Source organism: Paenibacillus sp. FSL R7-0163 (genome assembly GCF_037969975.1).
Taxonomy (GTDB): Bacteria; Bacillota; Bacilli; order Paenibacillales; family Paenibacillaceae; genus Paenibacillus_AQ; species Paenibacillus_AQ odorifer.
Genome location: NZ_CP150224.1, coordinates 5,309,438 through 5,329,818, shown reverse-complemented (window position 1 = coordinate 5,329,818; position 20,381 = coordinate 5,309,438). Strand labels below are relative to the sequence as shown.

14 protein-coding genes and 1 riboswitch are annotated in these 20,381 nt (G+C 43.0%); of the genes, 12 read left to right on the top strand and 2 right to left on the bottom strand.

Annotated features, from left to right (window positions below):
- The first annotated feature begins 24 nt into the window (after window positions 1-24).
- From NST45_RS23425 to NST45_RS23405, 5 genes are all read left to right on the top strand, one after another.
- Window positions 25-1,566, top strand: a complete 1,542-nt coding sequence (locus NST45_RS23425; protein ID WP_036684876.1) for a hypothetical protein — start codon at window positions 25-27, stop codon at window positions 1,564-1,566.
- A 33-nt stretch (window positions 1,567-1,599) separates the two neighbouring features.
- Window positions 1,600-2,865: a tetratricopeptide repeat protein gene (locus NST45_RS23420; protein ID WP_076142350.1), complete on the top strand. Its 1,266-nt coding sequence runs from the start codon at window positions 1,600-1,602 to the stop codon at window positions 2,863-2,865.
- A 36-nt stretch (window positions 2,866-2,901) separates the two neighbouring features.
- A complete protein-coding gene (arcC, locus tag NST45_RS23415) occupies window positions 2,902-3,852 on the top strand; it encodes a carbamate kinase (protein WP_076142349.1) in 951 nt (316 codons plus the stop codon).
- Window positions 3,853-4,044: 192 nt separating this feature from the next.
- On the top strand, window positions 4,045-4,626 hold the full coding sequence (locus tag NST45_RS23410; protein WP_076142348.1) for a hypothetical protein: 582 nt from the start codon (window positions 4,045-4,047) through the stop codon (window positions 4,624-4,626).
- Window positions 4,627-4,646: 20 nt separating this feature from the next.
- Window positions 4,647-4,940 (top strand): hypothetical protein, encoded by a 294-nt coding sequence (locus NST45_RS23405; protein ID WP_036684881.1) that lies wholly within the window; start codon window positions 4,647-4,649, stop codon window positions 4,938-4,940.
- A 70-nt stretch (window positions 4,941-5,010) separates the two neighbouring features.
- Here the strand turns inward: NST45_RS23405 and NST45_RS23400 are convergent, their stop codons facing one another.
- Complete coding sequence (locus tag NST45_RS23400; protein WP_038568775.1) at window positions 5,011-6,732, bottom strand: cellulase family glycosylhydrolase; 1,722 nt, start codon at window positions 6,730-6,732, stop codon at window positions 5,011-5,013.
- Between the two features lie 342 nt (window positions 6,733-7,074).
- A riboswitch (cobalamin riboswitch) is annotated at window positions 7,075-7,276 on the top strand.
- Window positions 7,277-7,439: 163 nt separating this feature from the next.
- Between NST45_RS23400 and NST45_RS23395 the strand changes: the two genes are divergently transcribed.
- The 7 genes from NST45_RS23395 (at window position 7,440) to NST45_RS23365 (ending at window position 18,875) form a co-directional block, all read left to right on the top strand.
- Window positions 7,440-13,049 (top strand): S-layer homology domain-containing protein, encoded by a 5,610-nt coding sequence (locus NST45_RS23395; protein ID WP_339823975.1) that lies wholly within the window; start codon window positions 7,440-7,442, stop codon window positions 13,047-13,049.
- 71 nt (window positions 13,050-13,120) lie between these two features.
- Entirely contained in the window at window positions 13,121-14,110 is a 990-nt protein-coding gene (locus tag NST45_RS23390; protein WP_076142153.1) for a DUF4430 domain-containing protein, read from the top strand.
- A complete protein-coding gene (locus NST45_RS23385; protein ID WP_076142152.1) occupies window positions 14,110-15,000 on the top strand; it encodes an energy-coupling factor transporter transmembrane component T in 891 nt (296 codons plus the stop codon). Before NST45_RS23390 ends, NST45_RS23385 begins: the two co-directional genes overlap by 1 nt.
- Window positions 14,973-16,643 carry an ATP-binding cassette domain-containing protein gene (locus NST45_RS23380; RefSeq protein WP_076215452.1) on the top strand — a complete coding sequence of 557 codons (1,671 nt, stop codon included), beginning with the start codon at window positions 14,973-14,975 and terminating at the stop codon, window positions 16,641-16,643. The genes NST45_RS23385 and NST45_RS23380 overlap by 28 nt, the downstream gene beginning before the upstream one ends.
- Window positions 16,625-17,353 carry an ECF transporter S component gene (locus tag NST45_RS23375; protein ID WP_076215457.1) on the top strand — a complete coding sequence of 243 codons (729 nt, stop codon included), beginning with the start codon at window positions 16,625-16,627 and terminating at the stop codon, window positions 17,351-17,353. The genes NST45_RS23380 and NST45_RS23375 overlap by 19 nt, the downstream gene beginning before the upstream one ends.
- A 504-nt stretch (window positions 17,354-17,857) precedes the next feature.
- Window positions 17,858-18,064 carry a hypothetical protein gene (locus NST45_RS23370; protein WP_076215461.1) on the top strand — a complete coding sequence of 69 codons (207 nt, stop codon included), beginning with the start codon at window positions 17,858-17,860 and terminating at the stop codon, window positions 18,062-18,064.
- Between the two features lie 13 nt (window positions 18,065-18,077).
- Window positions 18,078-18,875 (top strand): Abi family protein, encoded by a 798-nt coding sequence (locus NST45_RS23365; RefSeq protein WP_179086390.1) that lies wholly within the window; start codon window positions 18,078-18,080, stop codon window positions 18,873-18,875.
- 183 nt (window positions 18,876-19,058) lie between these two features.
- Here the strand turns inward: NST45_RS23365 and NST45_RS23360 are convergent, their stop codons facing one another.
- Complete coding sequence (locus NST45_RS23360) at window positions 19,059-20,333, bottom strand: MFS transporter (protein WP_076215467.1); 1,275 nt, start codon at window positions 20,331-20,333, stop codon at window positions 19,059-19,061.
- Between the last annotated feature and the right edge of the window lie 48 nt (window positions 20,334-20,381).

Below are 20,381 nucleotides of genomic sequence, written 5' to 3'. Positions count from 1 at the left end.
TAACGATCTAGGGGGAGATTTATTATGGATCAAGTATTTATGAAGATGTTCTGGAAAAAGGGAGATTGGGCCGCGTTTTTCGGGCTGCTTGCTAACAATTTAACCAATCTGCTTACGATGATTTCATTGTTAATTTTTGTAGTAGGATTTCCGGAAGGTATGGTTTACGGCAGAGTCGTTCCTGCGTTTGGACTCGCGATTTTTATCGCAAGTATTGCTTATGGCTGGTTTGGATATCAGCTAGCCAAAAAAACAGGCCGAACGGATATAACCGCATTACCTTCAGGACCTAGTGCTCCATCGATTTTTACGGTAACTTTTCTAGTGTTAATTCCCGTATTTAGAGAAACCAATGATGCATCATTTGCGCTGCAAATTGGTCTCGTATGGTGTTTGTTCGAAGCCTTGATCCTTATTGTCGGCTCATTTCTGGGAGATGTGCTGCGCAAGGTTATTCCAAGAACCGTACTTTTATCTTGTTTATCTGGACTTGGATTGTTATTGCTGGCCATGAACCCGATGCTACAATCCTTCGAAACACCAGTGGTTGCTTTTGTTGTACTTGTGATCATCTTTATTAACTGGTTTGGCAAATCGCCAATATTCAAAAAAATTCCTACAGGATTTCTGCTGCTGATTGCTGGAACCGCGCTGGCTTGGATATTCGGCTTGCAGAATCCAGAAGCGATCACAACGGCTCTTTCAACACTTGGGTTTAATCCACCTGAGGTGCATATTACCAGCTTAATTCAAGGGATTCCGCATGCCTTGCCATACCTGGCTTCTGCAATTCCATTGGGACTGGCGAATTATATTTTTGACCTTGAAAATATTGAGAGCGCACATGCTGCCGGAGACCCTTATAACACTCGTAACGTTATGCTAACGAATGGGGTTGCTTCAAGTATTGGTGCTTTCACAGGTAATCCGTTCCCGGTAACTGTGTATATTGGTCATGCAGGCTGGAAATCTATTGGGGCTGGACTTGGTTATACCATAGCTTCTGGTTTCTCCATGTTAATTATTTGTCTCTTTGGCATAGGAGCACTGCTGTTGTCTATCATACCTGTTGTGGCGATTGTTCCGATTCTGGTCTATGTCGGGGTCGTTACGGCGAATCAGGTGGTTCGAGAGACACCTAAAAATGAAGTGCCCGTTATCTTTATCACCTTGTTCCCATGGATCGCCAACTGGGCTTTAACGCTTGCGAACAACATTTTTAATGCGGCTGAAACTTCGGCTTCCAAGGTGGGGATTGATCTCTTATTAAGCAAAGGGGTTTATTACAACGGCCTGATGCATTTAGGAAATGGTGCACCGCTTAGCAGCTTGATTTGGGGCTCCATCACTATTTTCTCTATCCTGAATAAACCACTGCGGGCTGCTGTCTTTGCTGTAATCGCGTCTGGCCTATCTTTATTTGGAATCATTCACGCGCCGACTGTTGGATTTGCTCAAGCTTCACTTATGCCGTTCGTATACGCCTACTTGATGGTGGCAGGATTATTTGTTTATAAGCATTTTTCAGACCTTCGTGACCCAGCGAACAAGCTGCAATCCGAATAAATAATTGATAAAAAGAAATAGGAGAGCTAAGCCATGACTAATCAAACTCTGTCAGAAGATTTAATTCAAGCAGCGGATCGCGGGGATTTAGCTGCCGTAGAACAGCTTTTGGCTCGTGGTGCCGATGTTCATCATAAGGATGCCAGTGGTCGTACTGCGCTGATGGCGGCAACGCAAAAAAATCATATTCCTCTCGCTCAAAAGCTGATTGAAGCAGGCAGTGATGTGAATGCAAGAGATATCACTATGTTATCACCCTACCTGTGTGCCGGTGCCAATGGATTTCATGAGATTCTGTCTTTAACTCTTGCCGCAGGTGCGGATACAACCAGTGTAAATCGTTTTGGGGGAACTACACTGCTTCCCTCCAGCGAGAAGGGGTATCTAAGAACTGTTCAGAAATGCTTGGAAGCAGGTGTTGCAGTTAACCATATGAACAATCTGGGATGGTCTGCCTTGCTGGAGGCAGTAATTCTCGGGAATGGTGGCCGTTTATACTCCGATATTATTCAGTTGTTGGTGGATGCTGGAGCGGATGTTCATTTGCCGGATCGTGACGGAAAATCATCGTTGCAGCATGCAGAAGAGCTGGGTCAGGAGAGGGTCATCCGTATTCTCAATAAAGAAAAGCTAACGATTCATCCAAGTATTCAAAGCGCTCAAGAGCTAGCTCGGGCAGAGGATTTCCGGAAAGCAAGTTTGGTTATGGAACATGCAATGCAAGTGGACAGTAATAATTCAGATTTCTATTACTATAAAGGATACTTCTTAGGGGAACTCGGGAGATATGACGAAGCTCTGGCAGCTTATCAACAGGCACTTACTATTGATCCGGATGACCTTGATTTCTATTTCTATACCGCAAATGCCTACCGAATGATGAAGCGATCCGAGCAAGCATTAGCAGAGTATGACAAAGCGATAGAACGCGATCCTGGCGAAAGCTTCTTCCGCTATCATAAATCCAATTATTTAAGAGAGTTGGGCAGGCATGAGGAAGCGGTCAAAGTTATGGATCAGCTTCTGGAACAGCAGCCTGCCCGGTATGATTTCTCGTTCCATAAGGCGAACAGCTTGAGATCACTTGGCCGGCATCAAGAGGCAGTTGAGGCGATTGAGAACGCAATTGCTAACGATCCGAGCAATCCTTTATATCATCATCATAAGGCTCAGTCACTTGGTTTACTTGGTGATCATGAAATGGCCATTCAAGAAATAGATATTGCTATCAGCTATAATCCTGCCAATCCGGATTTTCACTCCGCGAAGGAACAATTTCAGCTGGCCCTTAAAAGCTAATCAATGAGGATCAACTGATCCGTCAGGAGGAATGGAATGAGTAAATTTATAGTTGTAGCCATTGGCGGTAATTCATTGGTGAAAGACAATGGCCGCGATTCTATAGAGGATCAATCTGAGGCAGTACGTGAAATTGCTGTCAATATCGCTGATCTGGTGCAAGCAGGCAACGATGTGGTGGTTACTCACGGCAACGGTCCACAGGTTGGATTCGAGCTGAGACGAAGCGAGGTGGCTTCGGAAGTCACTGGAATGGATGTTACTCCGCTGGTCAATTGCGTGGCGGGCACGCAAGGGGGCATAGGTTATTTAATCCAGCAGGCCTTAACAAATGAATTCATTCACCGCAGATTAGACAAGAAGGTTGCCACAGTTATTACTCAGGTCGAGGTTAGCAAAAATGATCCGAATTTTCAGTCTCCCTCGAAACCAGTGGGCTCCTTCTTCACGCTTGAGCAAGCAGAGGAGATGAAGCGTGCCAAGCCAGATTGGGTCATCATTGAGGATTCAGGTCGTGGTTACCGCCGTGTTGTTCCATCGCCTAAGCCGATTGATATCGTTGAAAAGAACGTCATTAAATCACTCATTGAGACGGGTTATGTGGTGATCGCTGTTGGCGGAGGCGGGATTCCTGTGATCAAAACCGAAAATAATACCTACGAAGGTATCGATGCGGTCATTGACAAAGACTTTGCTACAAGTCTGCTGGCCGAACAGATCGACGCAGAATCGCTGATCATTACAACAGGAGTTCCTCAGGTATGTGTAAATTTCGGTACGCCTGAGCAGAAGGCTCTTGAAGAAGTTACAGCGGCAGAAATGATGGTATATGCGGAGCAGGGTCATTTTCCTGCTGGAAGTATGCAGCCTAAAATTGAAGCAAGTCTTAGCTTTTTGAAAAAGGAGGGACGTAGAGTTATCATTACTAATCCGGAAAATATGAAAGCTGCGATGAGCCAACAGGCTGGCACACATATTGTAAATTAATATGATCTTATTTATCTCATCATTTCATGGAGACCGCCACTGATCTAAATCAGGGCGGTTTTTTGACATGTTCATGAATTGTTACTCAACTGCTGCTTTCAGATGGCCATATTCTGGTGAATAAAAGGAAGATAAGAGGTAAAACTATGTCCACTATATAAAAAAGAATACATTAAAATGCGGGGGTAAAAGATGAGATCGAATAAAGGAACAACACAACGTTTTACCAGGGCTACAATTCTTTGTTGTATTTGTGCATGTACGGTATTGTTAAGTGGATGCACTAAAGCAGCGGATGAGACTCAAGTGGCTACTCCAACGGCTCAAGTAGAAACCACAGCACCTTCTGCAGAAGCTACTACACCTGCGCCTACGAATAACGCAACAGAACAACCCATGACATCTGCGTCACCCGGTTCAAATACTGGGGAACTTCCAGAGGGAGTGAGCATTCAGAGAGTTATCAAGGATGTTTCGTTAAAAGATAGCTATCATAAAAAGGTTGAACTGTTAAGCGACGGTGGCAAGCGGGTTACCATTACAGATCCGAATCAAAAGATTGTTTTGCAGCAGATTGAATATGACGGAAGGATCACTGCGGTTAAGGATAAACAGATTACCGTTCAAGTGGAGGGCGGTAAAGAGCAAACCTTAACGATTCCTGATCATATAGTCATTGAAGATGAAGACAAGCTCGGATTAAATAATGGCGTTGAAATCGAGTGGACGGTAAATGCAGACGGACAAATCGAAAGCGTGGAACTGGACGATTAAAAATTTACCGAGGTGACTGGATGAAATTTCTAATCGTACTTGGTAGTATTATTGTTCCCATTGTCATGCTGATGTTACAAGGTAAATCGATAAAGTGGCGTATGGTATTTAATGTTGCTTCGGTCTTAAGTGCGATTATCTTTGGAAATATTTCCGCTTTGGCGATTTACGAAATATTAAGGGATCATGCTGTATTTATGACCTCGATCCATGCGATATTTTTAAATCCAATGTTTCTTATTACCGGAGCCTATCTTGGCGTTTATTTAATTTATCGGTTGATGATAATTTCGTATGACGAGGTTTATATGTGATGGGTACAATACAAATAGGGGTGTTCCCGCGTAGGGACACCCCTATTTGTATTGTTAACAGGACAGATGCTTAAGAGGACTTTCCTACAACGTTTGCTCCGCTCTTCGTGATCTTGTAGGTGATGATATCACCATTCCAGAAGTGGAATTTTAGGATAACCTCGCCGTCTTTAACATCTTTAAAGAACGCGGGAAGCAGCTTGATTTCTTTAGTGTTATAAGAAGGTGAGAAGGTATTGCCGAATTCCTTAAATGGAGTCCAGTCCTGCGGACCTGCATTGCCACCAGCGGTATATACAGCTTCCATTGTGGCAAGCTGGTTACCATTAAAGGTGGTCGGAATGGCAAAGGATTCAGTCGTGCCTTTTGCATCGCTTAATTTAGCTGTGTCATACACAATCACCTTAAGCCTCCACGCAACACCCTTGTTGAATTTCAGAGTCAGCACGGCATTTTCACCGTATTTTTGGGAAGCTGTGAGCTTTTTGAGTTGGCTGGCTTTGAGGATGAGCTCCTCACCATTTAATGTGTAATCTTTACCTTTGGTCAGATATTTTCCGTTGGCACTAATGGTGGTTAGCTTATTGCCGTTCAGGTTTAGCTTAACCTTGGTATCTTTGATTTGTGCACCTTTTTTTAGGTAGACCAAATCGCTTTCGGTGCTGGAGGAACGCTCCTTCAGACCAGACATTAATACATTGTGGAGTTCAGGATCAGACCACTTATAAGTTTTACGGTTGAAATGCTGCCCGTTATCCCAGAGCATGGAAGTCATTTTCTTTTCTTTCAAATAATAAGTCAGATACTCGAAGAATTTAAGCTTCTCGCCCTGTTCAATCACACCCGTGTCTTTATCGAAACCTAATAAACCAAATTCGCCGACGATGACAGGGATGCCTTTAGCTACAAATGTATTGTAAACGTTATCAAAAGTTTGAGTGATATCGTTTTTTGTATCTTTTTCAAATGTGGTGTAGCCGGCAATGTTCACACTAAAAGGCCAGAAGCCATAGAAGTGAACGGTCGCAATAATATTCGGATCGTTTAGAGCCGTAATCGTCTTATAGAGATGATCCATTCTTGTTTGTGTAGGTGAAGACTCTAATGAAGGCAATACAAGTGGGCGGAGGTCGTTTTTCCCACCGGATTTCCGCACGATCTGATAGAAGGAGTTATTGAGTTCAGTAAGCATTTGCTCCATTTTTGCTTCGTCTGTGCTTCCACCATCGGTGAACCGAGGTTCATTTATGCTCTCGAACATCAGCTTATCGGATTTGTCCTTAAAGCGATCGGCAATTTGAGTCCAGGCTGCATTATAACGCGCCAGCGTTTCATCGTGTTTTTCTTCCATATGGCTTACCCATAGCCAGGAATCATGATGGACATTAATCATGACATAAAGCTTGGCGTCCAGTGCCCAGCCGACAACTTCTTCCACACGGTCGAGGTAGGCTTTTTCTAGGGTATAGTCTGGTGCCGCACCCATGTGAGTATCCCAGGTCACAGGAATCCGAATACTTTTATAGCCTTGAGCGGCGATCTTTTTAATAAGTTCTTGGGTCACACGAGGATTGCCCCAGGAGGTTTCGTCCTCACCTGTAGCATCTAAAGTATTACCGAGGTTCCATCCGGGCTGCATTTCGTCTACATAGGATTGGATCTTACTCTTTGGCGCTGCCTTAGCTTGTTGCTCATCCTTAGTTGCAGCTGCAGCCATGGATGAGAACAGAGAGAGCAGAAGAGCGGTGACAAGTGTCAATGATAAGAAGGATTTCTGGATTCGCGTAGTCATTGAATTCTCCTTTGTGAGATAAATTTAGGATGCTTGGACCTGGCTTTGACGCTGTACTTGGTGGTTAGATGAACACGAACACCTCCAATGTTATTTTTGTAAACGCTTTCTGAATATACCCTAACATAGAATTCACTCAGCGAGTACCTTACTAATTTGTGGCAAATTCATATAAGAATTAGTGATTTAAATTAATTTTCCCCACAGTTGGATAAAGAAATTATTTAAATATCCCTACTCGTAGAAATTGGTTATTCAATAGGATTATCTCTAGCTGCCCGTTATACAAAAAAGAAATATAACATGACAAAAGCATATATATTAGATATGATGAAGCATGAAAATTTAAAATTAGAAATAGGTGCCAACTATGATAGTTGCGGAAGTACAATCATAGATTGGTTAAATGGAAAGCGGGTGTGAATCCCGCGCGGTCCCGCCGCTGTGAAAGAGGAGTCCTTGCAAAATGCCACTGGGAAACTGGGAAGGCAGCAAGGGTGATGATACTTGAGCCAGAATATCTGCCTTTTTCTGTTACACCATCAAACTCTACGATCGATAGAGAGGTGCTTGAATAGTGTTGGCCATCTATTATTGTGGTTCACTATCTTAACCTCTTGACGTTTATGTTGAGTGGTTTTTTTGTGGTTATAAGAAAAGTTTATTCTGTTTTTTATCATAGGTATGAAGGGAAGGGTTATGGAAAAATGAAGAAAAATAAGTTTTTAGCGTGGTTACTTATTGTAGCTGTATTTATTACGACATTCTCTACAAGTGTAATCCCGGCTCAAGCAGATGGAGCAAGCTCTACCCTTAAAGGGTATGTATCTGTATCCGTAGAGAAATTCACCTTAGGCCAAGGGTATGTTAAGGAACCTATTAAAGTTCCGATTTATGAAGGCGATAATGGCGCATCTTTAATAACACGTGCGCTAGGAGATGGGAATTATAGATATTTAGGAAATATAGATAGTGGTTTTTATTTATCAGAAGTTAAAGATAGTGGCAGAAGCGAAGTCAATATTCCACAATATACTTTAGATATGATTTCAGCTGATGGGAATACAGTCGGCACTAAAGCAGACCCAGAGTGGTTAAGTCAGTTTGACTATACTTCCATGTCGGGTTGGATGTATGCAGTAAATAATGTGTTTCCTCCGTTTGGGATGACCGATTATAAGCCTCAAGACGGTGATATCATTCGAACTCAGTTCACCACTTATGGCTATGGTTCTGATCTTGGTGGCTGGGGAGAAATCCCAGTTCAACTTGCCAATAAGGATGCTTTAACTGCGGAAATCGCCGAGATTAACAGTGACCCTAATAAAGAAACTATTTTGGACAGACCAGTAGTACAATCGGCAGTTTATCAAGCCTATTCCGTGCTCGAAAATATGGCAAGCTCTCAAATAAGTGTAGATCATGCGCTTGTAGGGCTTAACCATGCATTAGATATAGAACCCCCTGTTATTACTGTAAGTGGCATACAAGATAAACAGGAAGTATCTAATAAAGAAATAAGCTTCAAAGTAGCTGTCACAGACAATGTATATAGTGACATCATTCCAGAAGTGAAGCTGAATGGTGTTACTTTATCACCTGCGAATGGGGAGTACAAAGCTTCTCTGAATTCAGGCAGTAATGCAATTACTGTAACGGCTCTTGACGGAGCTGGAAACAAAACAAATGTAACTTATCAAGTTACTTACAAACTGGAAACTACAGTTGCCGTCAAACAACAGTTAGATAAAAGCCTTGCCTATATTCTAAACACTGTAAAGAATCCGTCGTTTGGAACAGGTAGTGGAGAATGGTCGATCCTTTCTCTGGCACGGGCGAACTATACAGTACCTAACGGTTATTACGATCTTTATTACAACAATGTAGCAACGAAAATAGCATCGATCATTAAAGAGGATGGAAAACTCGACGCCAATAAAAGCACAGAGAATTCCAGAGCGATTCTTGGGCTTACCTCTATCGGAAAAGATATCACAAATGTTGCGGGATATGATCTGAGAAAAGCACTCGCTGATTATCAATATATCCAAAAGCAAGGCAATAATGGTCCGATTTTTGCTCTGATTGCGCTAGATAGCCATAACTATGAGATCCCAGTAGTTGATGGAGTTACAGAACAGACCACAAGAGAAAAACTAGTTCAGTACATTTTAGATAAAGAGGTTAAAAAAGGTACAGAAGAAGCTGGTGGCTGGGCATTAGGCGTAACCAAAGCCGATGTCGATATGACTGCGATGGCGATGCAAGCTCTTGCACCTTATTATGCAACCCGTGATGATGTAAAAGCTGCCGTGGATCGGGCCATCCAATGGCTGTCCGATAACCAAAACAATCAAGGCGGATTTACAAGCTGGGGAAGCACTAGCAGCGAAAGTATCTCGCAGGTAATTGTAGCCTTAACTGGTGTAGGCGTAGATCCGCACACGGACGCTAGATTTGTTAAAAGTGGAAATTCGCTTATTGATGCATTACTTAGCTTTGCTGCACCTGAGGGTGGATTTAAGCATATCCTCACAGGCAAAGTAGACAATATGGCAACGGACCAAGGTACGTATGCACTTGTGTCCTATGATCGTCTGATCAATCATAGCAGCCGTCTCTTTGATATGAATGATGTGCAATTAGAACAACCTACTACTGTTGTAGCCAAACAACAATTAAATAAAAGCCTTGCCTATATTCTAAACACTGTAAAGAATCCGTCGTTTGGTACAGGTAGTGGAGAATGGTCGATTCTATCTTTAGCACGGGCGAACTATACAGTACCTAACGGTTATTACGATCTTTATTACAACAATGTAGCAACGAAAATAGCATCGATCATTAAAGAGGATGGAAAACTCGACGCCAATAAAAGCACAGAGAATTCCAGAGCAATATTAGGACTTACCTCTATCGGAAAAGATATCACAAATGTTGCGGGATATGATCTGAGAAAAGCACTGGCTGATTATCAATATATCCAAAAGCAAGGCAATAATGGTCCGATTTTTGCTCTGATTGCGCTAGATAGCCATAACTATGAGATCCCTGTAGTTGATGGAGTTACAGAACAGACCACAAGAGAAAAACTAGTTCAGTATATTTTAGATAAAGAGGTTAAAAAAGGTACAGCAGAAGCTGGTGGCTGGGCATTAGGCGTAACCAAAGCAGATGTCGATATGACTGCGATGGCGATGCAAGCTCTTGCACCTTATTACGCAACCCGAGATGATGTAAAAGCCGCCGTGGATCGGGCCATCCAATGGCTGTCCGATAACCAAAACAATCAAGGCGGATTTACAAGCTGGGGAAGCACTAGCAGCGAAAGTATCTCACAGGTAATTGTAGCCTTAACTGGTGTGGGCGTAGATCCGCACACGGACGCTAGATTTGTTAAAAGTGGAAATTCGCTTATTGATGCACTGCTTAGCTTTGCTGCACCTGAGGGTGGATTTAAGCATATCCTCACAGGCAAAGTGGACAATATGGCAACGGACCAAGGTACGTATGCACTTGTGTCTTATGATCGTCTGATCAATCATAGCAACCGTCTCTTTGATATGAATGATGTGAAAGTGGAACAACCAGAAGAACCTGGGCCTGGGCAACCAGAGGGTCCGAAAGAATTTCCGTTACCTTCTGGGGAGAACCCGAAAGTTGAAATCCCAAATGACGCTAATGATTATATCGTTCCGATCAGCACTGGAGATAGCAACAAAGAAATCACAGTAGCTATTCCGGAGGGAAATCAATCGAAGGTTAGTGTCAATTTACCAAGTAACAGCGACCTTCCTCAGATAGAGGCCATAAAAGGTAACGTATCTGTAGTCATTCCTAAGGGTGCAAAAGTTACAAGTGGGGATGCCTCTGCAATTGAACTGATTTCAGCTTTAACCGGTGGAGAATCTGCACTAAAAGATAGTGTGAATCAGATTATTCCCGGGGACAAGAAGCTTGATAACATTCTTCAAACATTTTCCATGGGTGGTAGTGCAAGAGTAGAATTCAGTCAATTTATTACGTTAACCTTTAAGGACCTTACAGGAAAAGATGCAGCTTATATTCAAAATGGCACTCCTCATGCCATTCAAAAATTTGCAAGTGATGACTTAGGTTTTGCAAGCGGTAAGTCTGAGTATGCCTATGATAGTGGAAATGATTTAATTGTAAAAACCAATCACTTCACTGACTACATTGCTTATGCTTCCAGTGCAGTACAAACACCTGGCGGCGACGGTGGTAACGGTAATGGCGAAGGTAATGGTAGTGGAAATGGTGAAGGAAATGGCAGCAACAATGGTGGCGGAACCACTCCATCGAAACCATATGTAATCCTGTCCGTGGATAAGCTTACGATTAATAAGGGATATGTTGTTCCATCTGTACAGGTAGAGCTACAATCTGGTGACACAGTGTGGTCTGTACTAAAAAGAGTGCTGGATAGCCGCGGTATCGACTATAGAGATTCCTGGAACAGTGACTTTGGAAGTGTGTATGTTGAATCCATAGCTGGTGATGGGGAATTTGACCATGGCAGCGGCAGTGGATGGATGTATAATGTGAATGGGAAATATCCTAATTATGGTGCATCTTCATATGACCTAAGTGCCGGGGACAGAATTCAGTGGCGTTATACTACGAATTTGGGTGTGGATCTAAATGCACCGATACCAACGATGAGCCCAACCCCAACGCCTAAGCCTGGTGCTACTCCGGCTCCTGGTGGGGGAGCTAATCCGGAAGGCAGTGGTGATCCAAATGTGAGTCCATCTCCAACAGTGACTCCTAAGGATCCTACCCAGAATACGAATGATATTAAACAACTGTATACAGATGCTGATAAGATCTCTTCCTGGGCCTATTCAGCGATTGAAACAGCTACAGTAAAAGGGTATATCCAAGGTAACAATGGTCAGGTGAATCCGAAGGCTTATATCACAAGAGCGGAGTTCACTAAGATTCTCGTTTCTGCATTAGAACTTGATATTAAGAGTGATAAAGGCATTACCTATAAGGATGTCGCTCTAGGCGATTGGTTCTATCCATATGTGAATGCTGCGCATAAGGCAGGTCTAATCACAGGCTTTAATAATGAATTTAAGCCAAATGACAAGATTACTCGTGAGCAGATGGCCGCAATTATCGTCAGAGCATTGGCCATCCCGGCGACGAAGCCTGGAACAGCGATTAAAGATATCAACACAGTATCGGCATGGGCCAAAGCAGATGTAGAGACCGTTGTTGCGACTGGTTTGATGTTAGGTGATGATAATCAATTTAAGCCTAAAGAGCTAGTAACCAGAGAAATGGCGGCTGTTGTAGCTACTAGAACCCATGATTATAAGAGTGGGAACAAAGTGGTTAGTCCAACTATTCAGAATACAGCAGTTAGTTCTTACATTCAGAACACAGCTGCCTTTTTGCAAAAAACAGTAACAAACCCGGTCATTTCCTCGGTTGGCGGGGACTGGACAGTCTTCGGGCTGGCACGTTCAGGTGTGAAGGTTCCAGATAGTTATTACACTAAGTACTATGCAAATGTAGAAGCGACTCTTAAAGAAAAATCAGGGAAGCTGCATAGCGTAAAATATACGGAATATGATAGAGTTATTTTGGCATTAACTTCAATCAACAAAAATATTGATAAAGTGGCGGGTTATAACCTACTGGAACCGCTCGCGGATTTTGATACTGTAATTAAGCAAGGTATTAATGGACCTGTGTTTGCTCTCATTGCACTGGACAGTAATCATTACGACATTCCAGTGGTTAAGGATGTAAAGACGCAGACGACTAGAGAGATGCTCATTGATTATATTTTGGGCAGAGAGATCAGCGGCGGTGGATGGGCACTAGGCAGTAATGCTACAGCGGCTGATCCAGATATCACGGGGATGGTCATTCAAGGCTTAACGCCTTATTACAAAACCAACGCCAAAGTAACAGCTGCTGTGGACCGGGGGATTGCTTGGTTATCCAAAACACAGACAGCAGACGGTGGTTTTGCAAGCTGGGAATCTACAAATTCCGAAAGCATCGCTCAGGTGATTGTAGCTTTAACTGGCCTTGGTATTGACCCGCATAAGGATTCCAGATTTATTAAAAATGGACATTCCGCAGTAGACGCATTGCTTAGTTTTGCTGCACCTGAAGGTGGCTTTTATCACGTGAAGCAGGGTGGAGTAGGCAATGGAGGCGCGCAACCAGGAGAAGTAGATCTTATGGCTACTGATCAGGCGATGTATGCACTGGTTTCCTATGATCGGCTCGTTAATGGCCAGACACGTCTTTATGATATGACAGACGTCAAATAGAATTTTATTTAGAGAGATAAGCAAGGGTAGCGTGTATACCCTTGCTTATTATTTAAGGTGGGACTAGAGAAATGAACAAGAAGAAATGGTTAACAGCGATACTAATCATAGGTGTATTGGCTATCGCCTTCTTTTGGGGCGGGGATTACCAGAAGAGCCCAAACAAGGTCGCTAATAGTAGCGTTGAGACACAGGTTATAGAGCCTGAGAACACTGCTTCCGCAACAAATGATGATGTTGAACCCACTGAGGCAATCGCTACTGAGACAACAGAGATAACACCGTCAGCTACGCCAAGTGAAACAGCTAAGCCCATTGAAGCCCTAAAACCAAATGAATCGGCAACACCAACGGAAGCTGTAACACCAACAGGAACTGCAGCACCAACAGAAGTTGTAACACCGGTCGTAACAACAAAACCTGCTGCAACGAAGCAACCTACCACAACGCCGAAAGCGGCTAAAACGCCCGTGCCGGAAACGAAAGCGACGGCAAAACCCGTAACAAAACCTGATTCAAAAGTAGCGACAACAGAAACCAAGCAGGAACCGAAAAGGGATAAATTTCTTACCGATCCAGTGCCGAGCGGGAAACCTAAACCAGTGGAATGGCAAGATGCAACAGTAGATAAGAAGAAGCAATTAACGGCTACCTTGTCCGTCTCAGCGGCAACAATTTTAGATAACATGGATATTTTTAATGAGGATAAGCTTGAAGTATTGCCGGCAGATGGTATCATTTATAAAGCGCAGAAGGTAACCTTTTATGAAGGTGAGTCTGTGTTTGATGTTTTACTAAGAGAAATGAAGAAGAATAAAATCCATATGGAATTTAGCATGACGCCGATCTATAACAGTAATTATATTGAAGGCATAAATAATCTGTATGAATTCGATGCTGGAGAGCTCAGTGGATGGATGTACAAAGTAAATGGCTGGTTCCCTAACTACGGCAGTAGCCGTTATGTTCTCAAAGATGGCGATGTCATTGATTGGGTATACACTTGTGATCTAGGTCGAGATGTAGGTGGGTATGTAGCCACAGGAGGAGCTCAGAAATAATGAAGGATAGCTTTTCTACCTTTCATCCGTTTGTGAATTTTCTATATTTTGTTGTTGTATTGCTGTTTAGCATGGTGTTTATGCATCCTATATTTCAGGTGATCGCCCTTAGTAGTGCTGTAGCCTACTCAATTATGTTAAAAGGAAAAAAGGGCATCCGATTTAATCTGCTTTACATGATTCCTTTTCTGCTATTTATGGCAGTGATGAATCCTGTTTTTAATCATCAAGGGGTAACGATCTTGTTCTATTTAAACAACGGGAACCCCATTACGAAGGAATCGATTCTTTATGGCGTGGCAGCGGCGTGTATGTTTGTGACGGTAATTATTTGGTTCTCCTGTTATAACGTCGTGATGACCTCGGATAAGTTTATTTATATATTCGGAAAAATACTGCCGGCACTGTCGTTGATTTTTTCGATGGTGCTTCGTTTTGTTCCTAGATATTTAGCGCAAATAAAGGTGATTTCTAATGCTCAAAAATGTATAGGCCGGGATGTCTCACAGGGAAATCTCCTCGCGCGTGCGCGGAATGGGATTACGATTCTCTCCATTATGACCACCTGGGCTTTGGAAAATGCGATTGAGACAGCGGATTCCATGAGATCGAGAGGGTATGGATTGCCGGGGCGTACAAGCTTTTCTATCTTTCGGTTAGATGCCCGAGACAAAGTAGTTCTCTTGATCATGACAGGCTTAATTGCGCTGGTAGCCGTAGGGGCAGTGATGGGTGAGAACACCATGAGATTCTATCCATCGATTAAAGCGAGCACAATTACACCTTTTAGTATTCTTATATATATCGCTTATTTTGCGTTATGTATGATCCCAGTGCTCATCAATATGGTGGAGGCAATGAAATGGAAATCTATCGAATCGAAGAACTAAGCTTTACTTTTCCTGAACAAGAGCAAGCGGCTCTTTCGAATATTAATCTAACGATTGAAAGTGGAGACTTCATTACCATTTGTGGAAAGTCAGGCTGTGGCAAAAGCACTCTGCTTAGACAACTGAAAACAATCCTAACCCCACATGGCAATCGCCAAGGGGCAATTTATTATAAGGGTCAACCTGTAGAGGAGATCGATCAACGCACACAGGCAGCGGAAATTGGTTATGTACTCCAAAGTCCGGACAATCAAATTGTGACAGATAAAGTATGGCATGAGCTTGCTTTTGGGCTTGAGAGCTTAGGGTACGATAATTCTACGATTCGCCTGCGTGTGGCGGAAATGGCTAGTTTTTTTGGGATCCAGACCTGGTTTCATAAAAGTGTGACCGAGCTATCAGGCGGCCAGAAGCAGCTGCTTAACTTAGCATCCATAATGGCTATGCATCCCTCGGTTCTAATCCTCGATGAGCCTACCTCCCAGCTAGATCCTATTGCGGCTTCCGATTTTCTGGAGACGGTCAAAAAAATAAATCGTGAGCTGGGAACAACCGTGATCATGACCGAGCATCGTCTAGAGGATGTTCTTCCGCTTACAGATCGGTTGATTGTGCTGAATGAGGGAGTTGTGATCGCCGATGATACCCCGCAAAAGGTGGGCGAGGCTTTAAGTAAGCTGAACCATCCGATGTTTCTGTCCATGCCCTCACCGATGCAGATTGTTGCAGGAGTAGATCATGACTTAGCGTGGCCTGTTACTGTGAAGGAAGGGCGCCAATGGTTAGATGCTTTTCTAAAGGGTAAGACTCCTGCAACGATGGCAGAAACTCAGCCTAGCACGAAAGAGGCCGGCCCTGTAGTCATAAAGTTTAAGGACGTATGGTTTAAATATGATAAAAATGGGCCGGATGTCATTAAAGATTTGTCGTTTGAAGTGAAGCAAGGGCAATTTTATTGTATTGTTGGCGGGAATGGAACAGGGAAGACATCGACGCTGTCGCTGATGAGCGGGATCCTTCAGCCTTATAGAGGGAAAGTTCTTATCGGCGGGAGCAACCCTGCGAAGATGAATGCCAAAGCGTTGTTTACTAACAATCTGGGCTTCCTCCCGCAAAATCCGCAAACCTTATTTGTGAAAAAAACAGTCGAGCTAGATTTATATGAAATGTTATCCCAGCTCTCTTTGACGAAGGAAGAAAAAAACGCCAGAGTTGAAGCTGTGGTTAAGTTCGCAGAACTGGAACATCTCCTCTCCATGCATCCGTATGATCTCAGCGGGGGAGAACAACAGCGTGCAGCGTTGGCGAAGGTCCTTTTGTTAGAACCAAAGATTCTGCTGTTGGATGAACCGACCAAAGGACTGGATGGACCCTTCAAAGAGAAGCTAGCCGTATTCCTGCAAAAGCTCAATGCCGAAGGCGTTACTATTGTAATGGTCTCGCATGACGTTGAATTTTGTGCCAAATACGCTGAGGTCTGCGCCATGTTTTTTGATGGAAGCATTATAACTACGAATGAAGCGCAGAAGTTTTTTGCGGGAAACAGCTTCTATACAACGGCCGCCAACCGTATGGCGCGTCATGTATGGAATGAGGGAGTAACGATAGAGGGTGTGATTGATTTATGTCAAAGAAGCAGATAACGGATCGTCGTTTGAGTCGTCGAACTTTATTAGCGGCACTACTAATCCTCATAGTCATTCCAACTACGATTTTATTAGGCATCTTTGTGCTAAATGATCGGAAGTATTATTTTATCAGTCTATTAATTGTTATCTATACGATGGTTCCTTTTGCGATGGTGTTCGAGAACCGGAAGCCGCAGGCGAGGGAGCTGATCGTTATAGCAGTGTTAGCAGCCATTGCCGTGGCGGGACGCGCAGCCTTTTTTATGTTGCCGCAGTTTAAGCCAGTGGTTGCTATTGTCATCATCGCAGGGGTAAGCTTGGGTGCGGAGGCAGGGTTTCTGGTTGGCGCTGTTGCAGGTTTTGTCTCGAATTTCTTCTTTGGGCAGGGTCCTTGGACGCCTTGGCAAATGTTTTGTTTTGGCATCATTGGCTTCCTGGCGGGCATTTTCTTCAAGAAGGGTCTGCTTAAAAAGAATAAGCTGTCGCTATGTATATTCGGAGGCTTAGCGACGTTTTTCGTATACGGAGGCATTATCAATATAGGCTCGTTGATGATGTTCACTTCAGAGTTCTCCTGGCCGGCTTTAATGACCACTTATATTTCAGGTTTTTGGTTTGATATGGTGCATGCGATCTCGACGGTGGTATTTTTGTTTTTTATTGCTAATCCTATGATTGAGAAGTTGGATCGGATAAAAACGAAATATGGGTTGATTGAGCCTTAGGTTCTTGGTGTTAGCTTTTGGACGCTGTGCGCTTTTTACGCTGGCGAACGCTCCGCTTTTCCACAATCAGTCCGTTCTCTCCGCTGCTATCAGCGCGAATTCCAAAACACCAACACACAAACACAAACACAAACTAAAGGCTCAACGCCTCCCGCTTCGGTTTTTACCGGAAGGGGGAGGGGAACTAGTGGCTACGAATCAAGCCACTGTGACAAACCACTGAAAAGAGAATATACCTAGTAGTGATGCTCCTAGGTGAAAACTTATAAAAACAGGCGATGTTCCGGTATACCGGTATCGCCTGTTTTTGTCGATTGTGTGGAGTATCTCATTCATTATGCCAAACGTCCTAGAAGTTCATATCCCTATTTTTTTATTTAATGTATAATTCAGAGTGGTTTTTTACATTTTCTTACGAAAAATGGAAGTAAACTAGGCAGCTCGCTCATTTAGAAAATTATAGAACCTTTAAATAAATAGATTAAAAATAATGGGGAGATTTATTTGAGCACACATGTTACCAAAACATTCAAATCTTTAGACCAACAAATTGACTTATTAAAAGAAAGAAAATTAATTATTAGGGATGAAGAAAAAGCTAAACGACACTTATTAGAAAAGAATTATTTTGACTTAATAAATGGATTTGAAACATTGTTATTAACTGATTCAAAAGCTACTAATAAAGAATACAATGGTCTTTTTTTTTGAAGACTTTTTATTGTTGTATGATTTTGATAAAAAATTGAATTTAGAGATTTTGAAAATTTTAGATAAATTTGAAATTCGTTTGAAATCTTCCATGGCATATCGGTTTTGTGAAAAACATTATTTAAATGCTTCTGATTCTGCATGTTACATTGATATCAATAAGTATACCAATCCACGTTCAAATCATTTGAGTTTACCTAAAGATTTAGCTAAGAATATTACAGGACATAAAATATTTCAGACAAATATTTATTTCAATGGGGCTACGTATAGTAATTTCATTGAGCATTGCAGAGCTAAATATCCTTATATATCTACTTATGATCACCCACCGTTCTGGGTGACTATTAAAGTCCTTGAGTTTGGTTCTCTCTTTAGTTTATTATTAGGATTTGAAAGAGATATTTTTGAAAAGGTCATTGAAGATATGGGGATGAAGTACATTGATAAACAAAAGTTTATCAACTCAGTACGAATTTTTATTGAATTAAGAAATACTTGTGCACATTTTCAATTAGTTAATAGATTTCGGACATCGAATCGTTTAAGGATTGATTCGGGTTTGATAAATGATTTAGTTTTAAGAACTAAAATTAATACTGTAGGAGTTTCAACTTATTATGAAATAAGACTATATGACACTTTATTAGTACTTTCCCAGTTTGAAAGTCTAAAAGATATAGAAAAGCTATTTAAAGATTTTTATTTTAGACGTTGTAATTCAAAACGTGAAAAAAGCTTAATGGTAAAGATGTTCGAAAGAATGGGGCGGGGAAAGCATTCAGATTGGTTTAAACTAGGAATGAAATGATTTTTTCTTTATTAATTTTAGAATATATGTTATTATTTATACATAAAATAATCGTGCGTGACGGCGAGTTATCCGAGACAAAGGTTAACTGTTTAGTCAAAAAAAGAGATGCTTATAAGCATCTCTTTTTTTATTCATTTCATCATAAATAATTAAAATGAGTTTTTTTAAGCCTATTACCATCTATCGCTCAGTTACAACACTTTGCGATGAACCTTCCACCACGGGGTGCCGATGAGTGGCTTCAAGTGTAGAGAGGTCGCCGTCCAGTGTTTTGAGTCCGGGGAGCAGCAAGGCTGCGCTGGCGCAGAGCATTGGAAGCAAGCCGGCGATGACAAAAAGCGCAGGCACACCATAGAGTTCAGCAATCGCGGCGCCGGCAAAAGCACCAAAAGGCTGCAAGCCGCCACCGATTAAAAAACGGATGGAGTTGACTCTTCCTTGCAGATTACCCGGAACCAGACGTCCATGGAGTGAAGAGCTTAAGGAGCCGAAGAAGGGAGCTATCGTTCCGGTGGCGAATACGGCGGCGAGAGCAAAAGAAAAACTAGGAAATAACCCCCATAATGTTGTTACTAAACCGATGGTCCCCAGACTGCCGAGCATGACAAGCCGCCTCTTTTTAATTTCCCCTATCATGGAAATGATGCTTAGTCCGACTAAGGTTCCAAGTGCAAAAACTGTACTAAGTGTGCCCATCGTCGCCGCATCACGGTGGAGCACTTCGCGTACAAAAGGAACCATCATGGTCCAGACGGCAATGGAGCTTAGATTACTAATAGAGGCCATCATCATTATCGTAAGCATAGCGGGGAATTGTTTATAGAAGGTAAAACCCTCAGCTATTTCGCGAACATAGACGGTAATGGAGAAACGGCCTGGAGCTGGAGAGGGCTTGGGTAGCCTTTGCAAGCACAGCAAGGTAGTGATGGCCGCAACGTAACATAACATGTTGATGCTAAGGGCTGGCAGCGCTCCACTGGCAGCGGTCAACGCCCCAGCCAGGGCGGGGCCCAGCAAGACTGCTGCACTTTTGCTGCCATCGATGATAGCAAAAGCCCGCACCAGCTTCCGGCTATCGGCAACGCCGGGAATAACAGCCATGGCTGTTGGCATGAACAGAGCGGCACAGGCCCCGCTGAGACCAGCGGCGACAAACAGATGCCACAGCTGCAGTTGGCCAGCCAGACCCATGCCTAGCGGCAGTGCTATAGCCAGCAGGCGAATGGCTGCCAAGCAGGCCATAAAGCGTACCCGGTGGAGTCGGTCGGACAGCGGCGAGCCCAGCAAGCGCAGCAGCAGCTCAGGTATGCCGGAGCTGAGCGCGAGTGCTCCCATCGCTAGCTTGGAACCCGTCAATTCATAGACGAGCCATTCCATAGCCAACAAGCCAAAAGCATCCCCAAAAGCACTTAAAGTTATGGTTGAGAGTAAACCATAATAGCTGCGTTTTATCATAGCCTGTTCACTCCTTTCTTATATTTCTCGCATATACGCTTACCGTCC

Bases quoted from the DNA above. Each gene is read 5' to 3' on its own strand.
- NST45_RS23425 (WP_036684876.1), top strand. From the start codon at position 25: ATGGATCAAGTATTTATGAAGATGTTCTGGAAAAAGGGAGATTGGGCC.
- NST45_RS23420 (WP_076142350.1), top strand. From the start codon at position 1,600: ATGACTAATCAAACTCTGTCAGAAGATTTAATTCAAGCAGCGGATCGC.
- arcC (WP_076142349.1), top strand. From the start codon at position 2,902: ATGAGTAAATTTATAGTTGTAGCCATTGGCGGTAATTCATTGGTGAAA.
- NST45_RS23410 (WP_076142348.1), top strand. From the start codon at position 4,045: ATGAGATCGAATAAAGGAACAACACAACGTTTTACCAGGGCTACAATT.
- NST45_RS23405 (WP_036684881.1), top strand. From the start codon at position 4,647: ATGAAATTTCTAATCGTACTTGGTAGTATTATTGTTCCCATTGTCATG.
- NST45_RS23400 (WP_038568775.1), bottom strand. From the start codon at position 6,732: ATGACTACGCGAATCCAGAAATCCTTCTTATCATTGACACTTGTCACC.
- NST45_RS23395 (WP_339823975.1), top strand. From the start codon at position 7,440: ATGAAGAAAAATAAGTTTTTAGCGTGGTTACTTATTGTAGCTGTATTT.
- NST45_RS23390 (WP_076142153.1), top strand. From the start codon at position 13,121: ATGAACAAGAAGAAATGGTTAACAGCGATACTAATCATAGGTGTATTG.
- NST45_RS23385 (WP_076142152.1), top strand. From the start codon at position 14,110: ATGAAGGATAGCTTTTCTACCTTTCATCCGTTTGTGAATTTTCTATAT.
- NST45_RS23380 (WP_076215452.1), top strand. From the start codon at position 14,973: ATGGAAATCTATCGAATCGAAGAACTAAGCTTTACTTTTCCTGAACAA.
- NST45_RS23375 (WP_076215457.1), top strand. From the start codon at position 16,625: ATGTCAAAGAAGCAGATAACGGATCGTCGTTTGAGTCGTCGAACTTTA.
- NST45_RS23360 (WP_076215467.1), bottom strand. From the start codon at position 20,333: ATGATAAAACGCAGCTATTATGGTTTACTCTCAACCATAACTTTAAGT.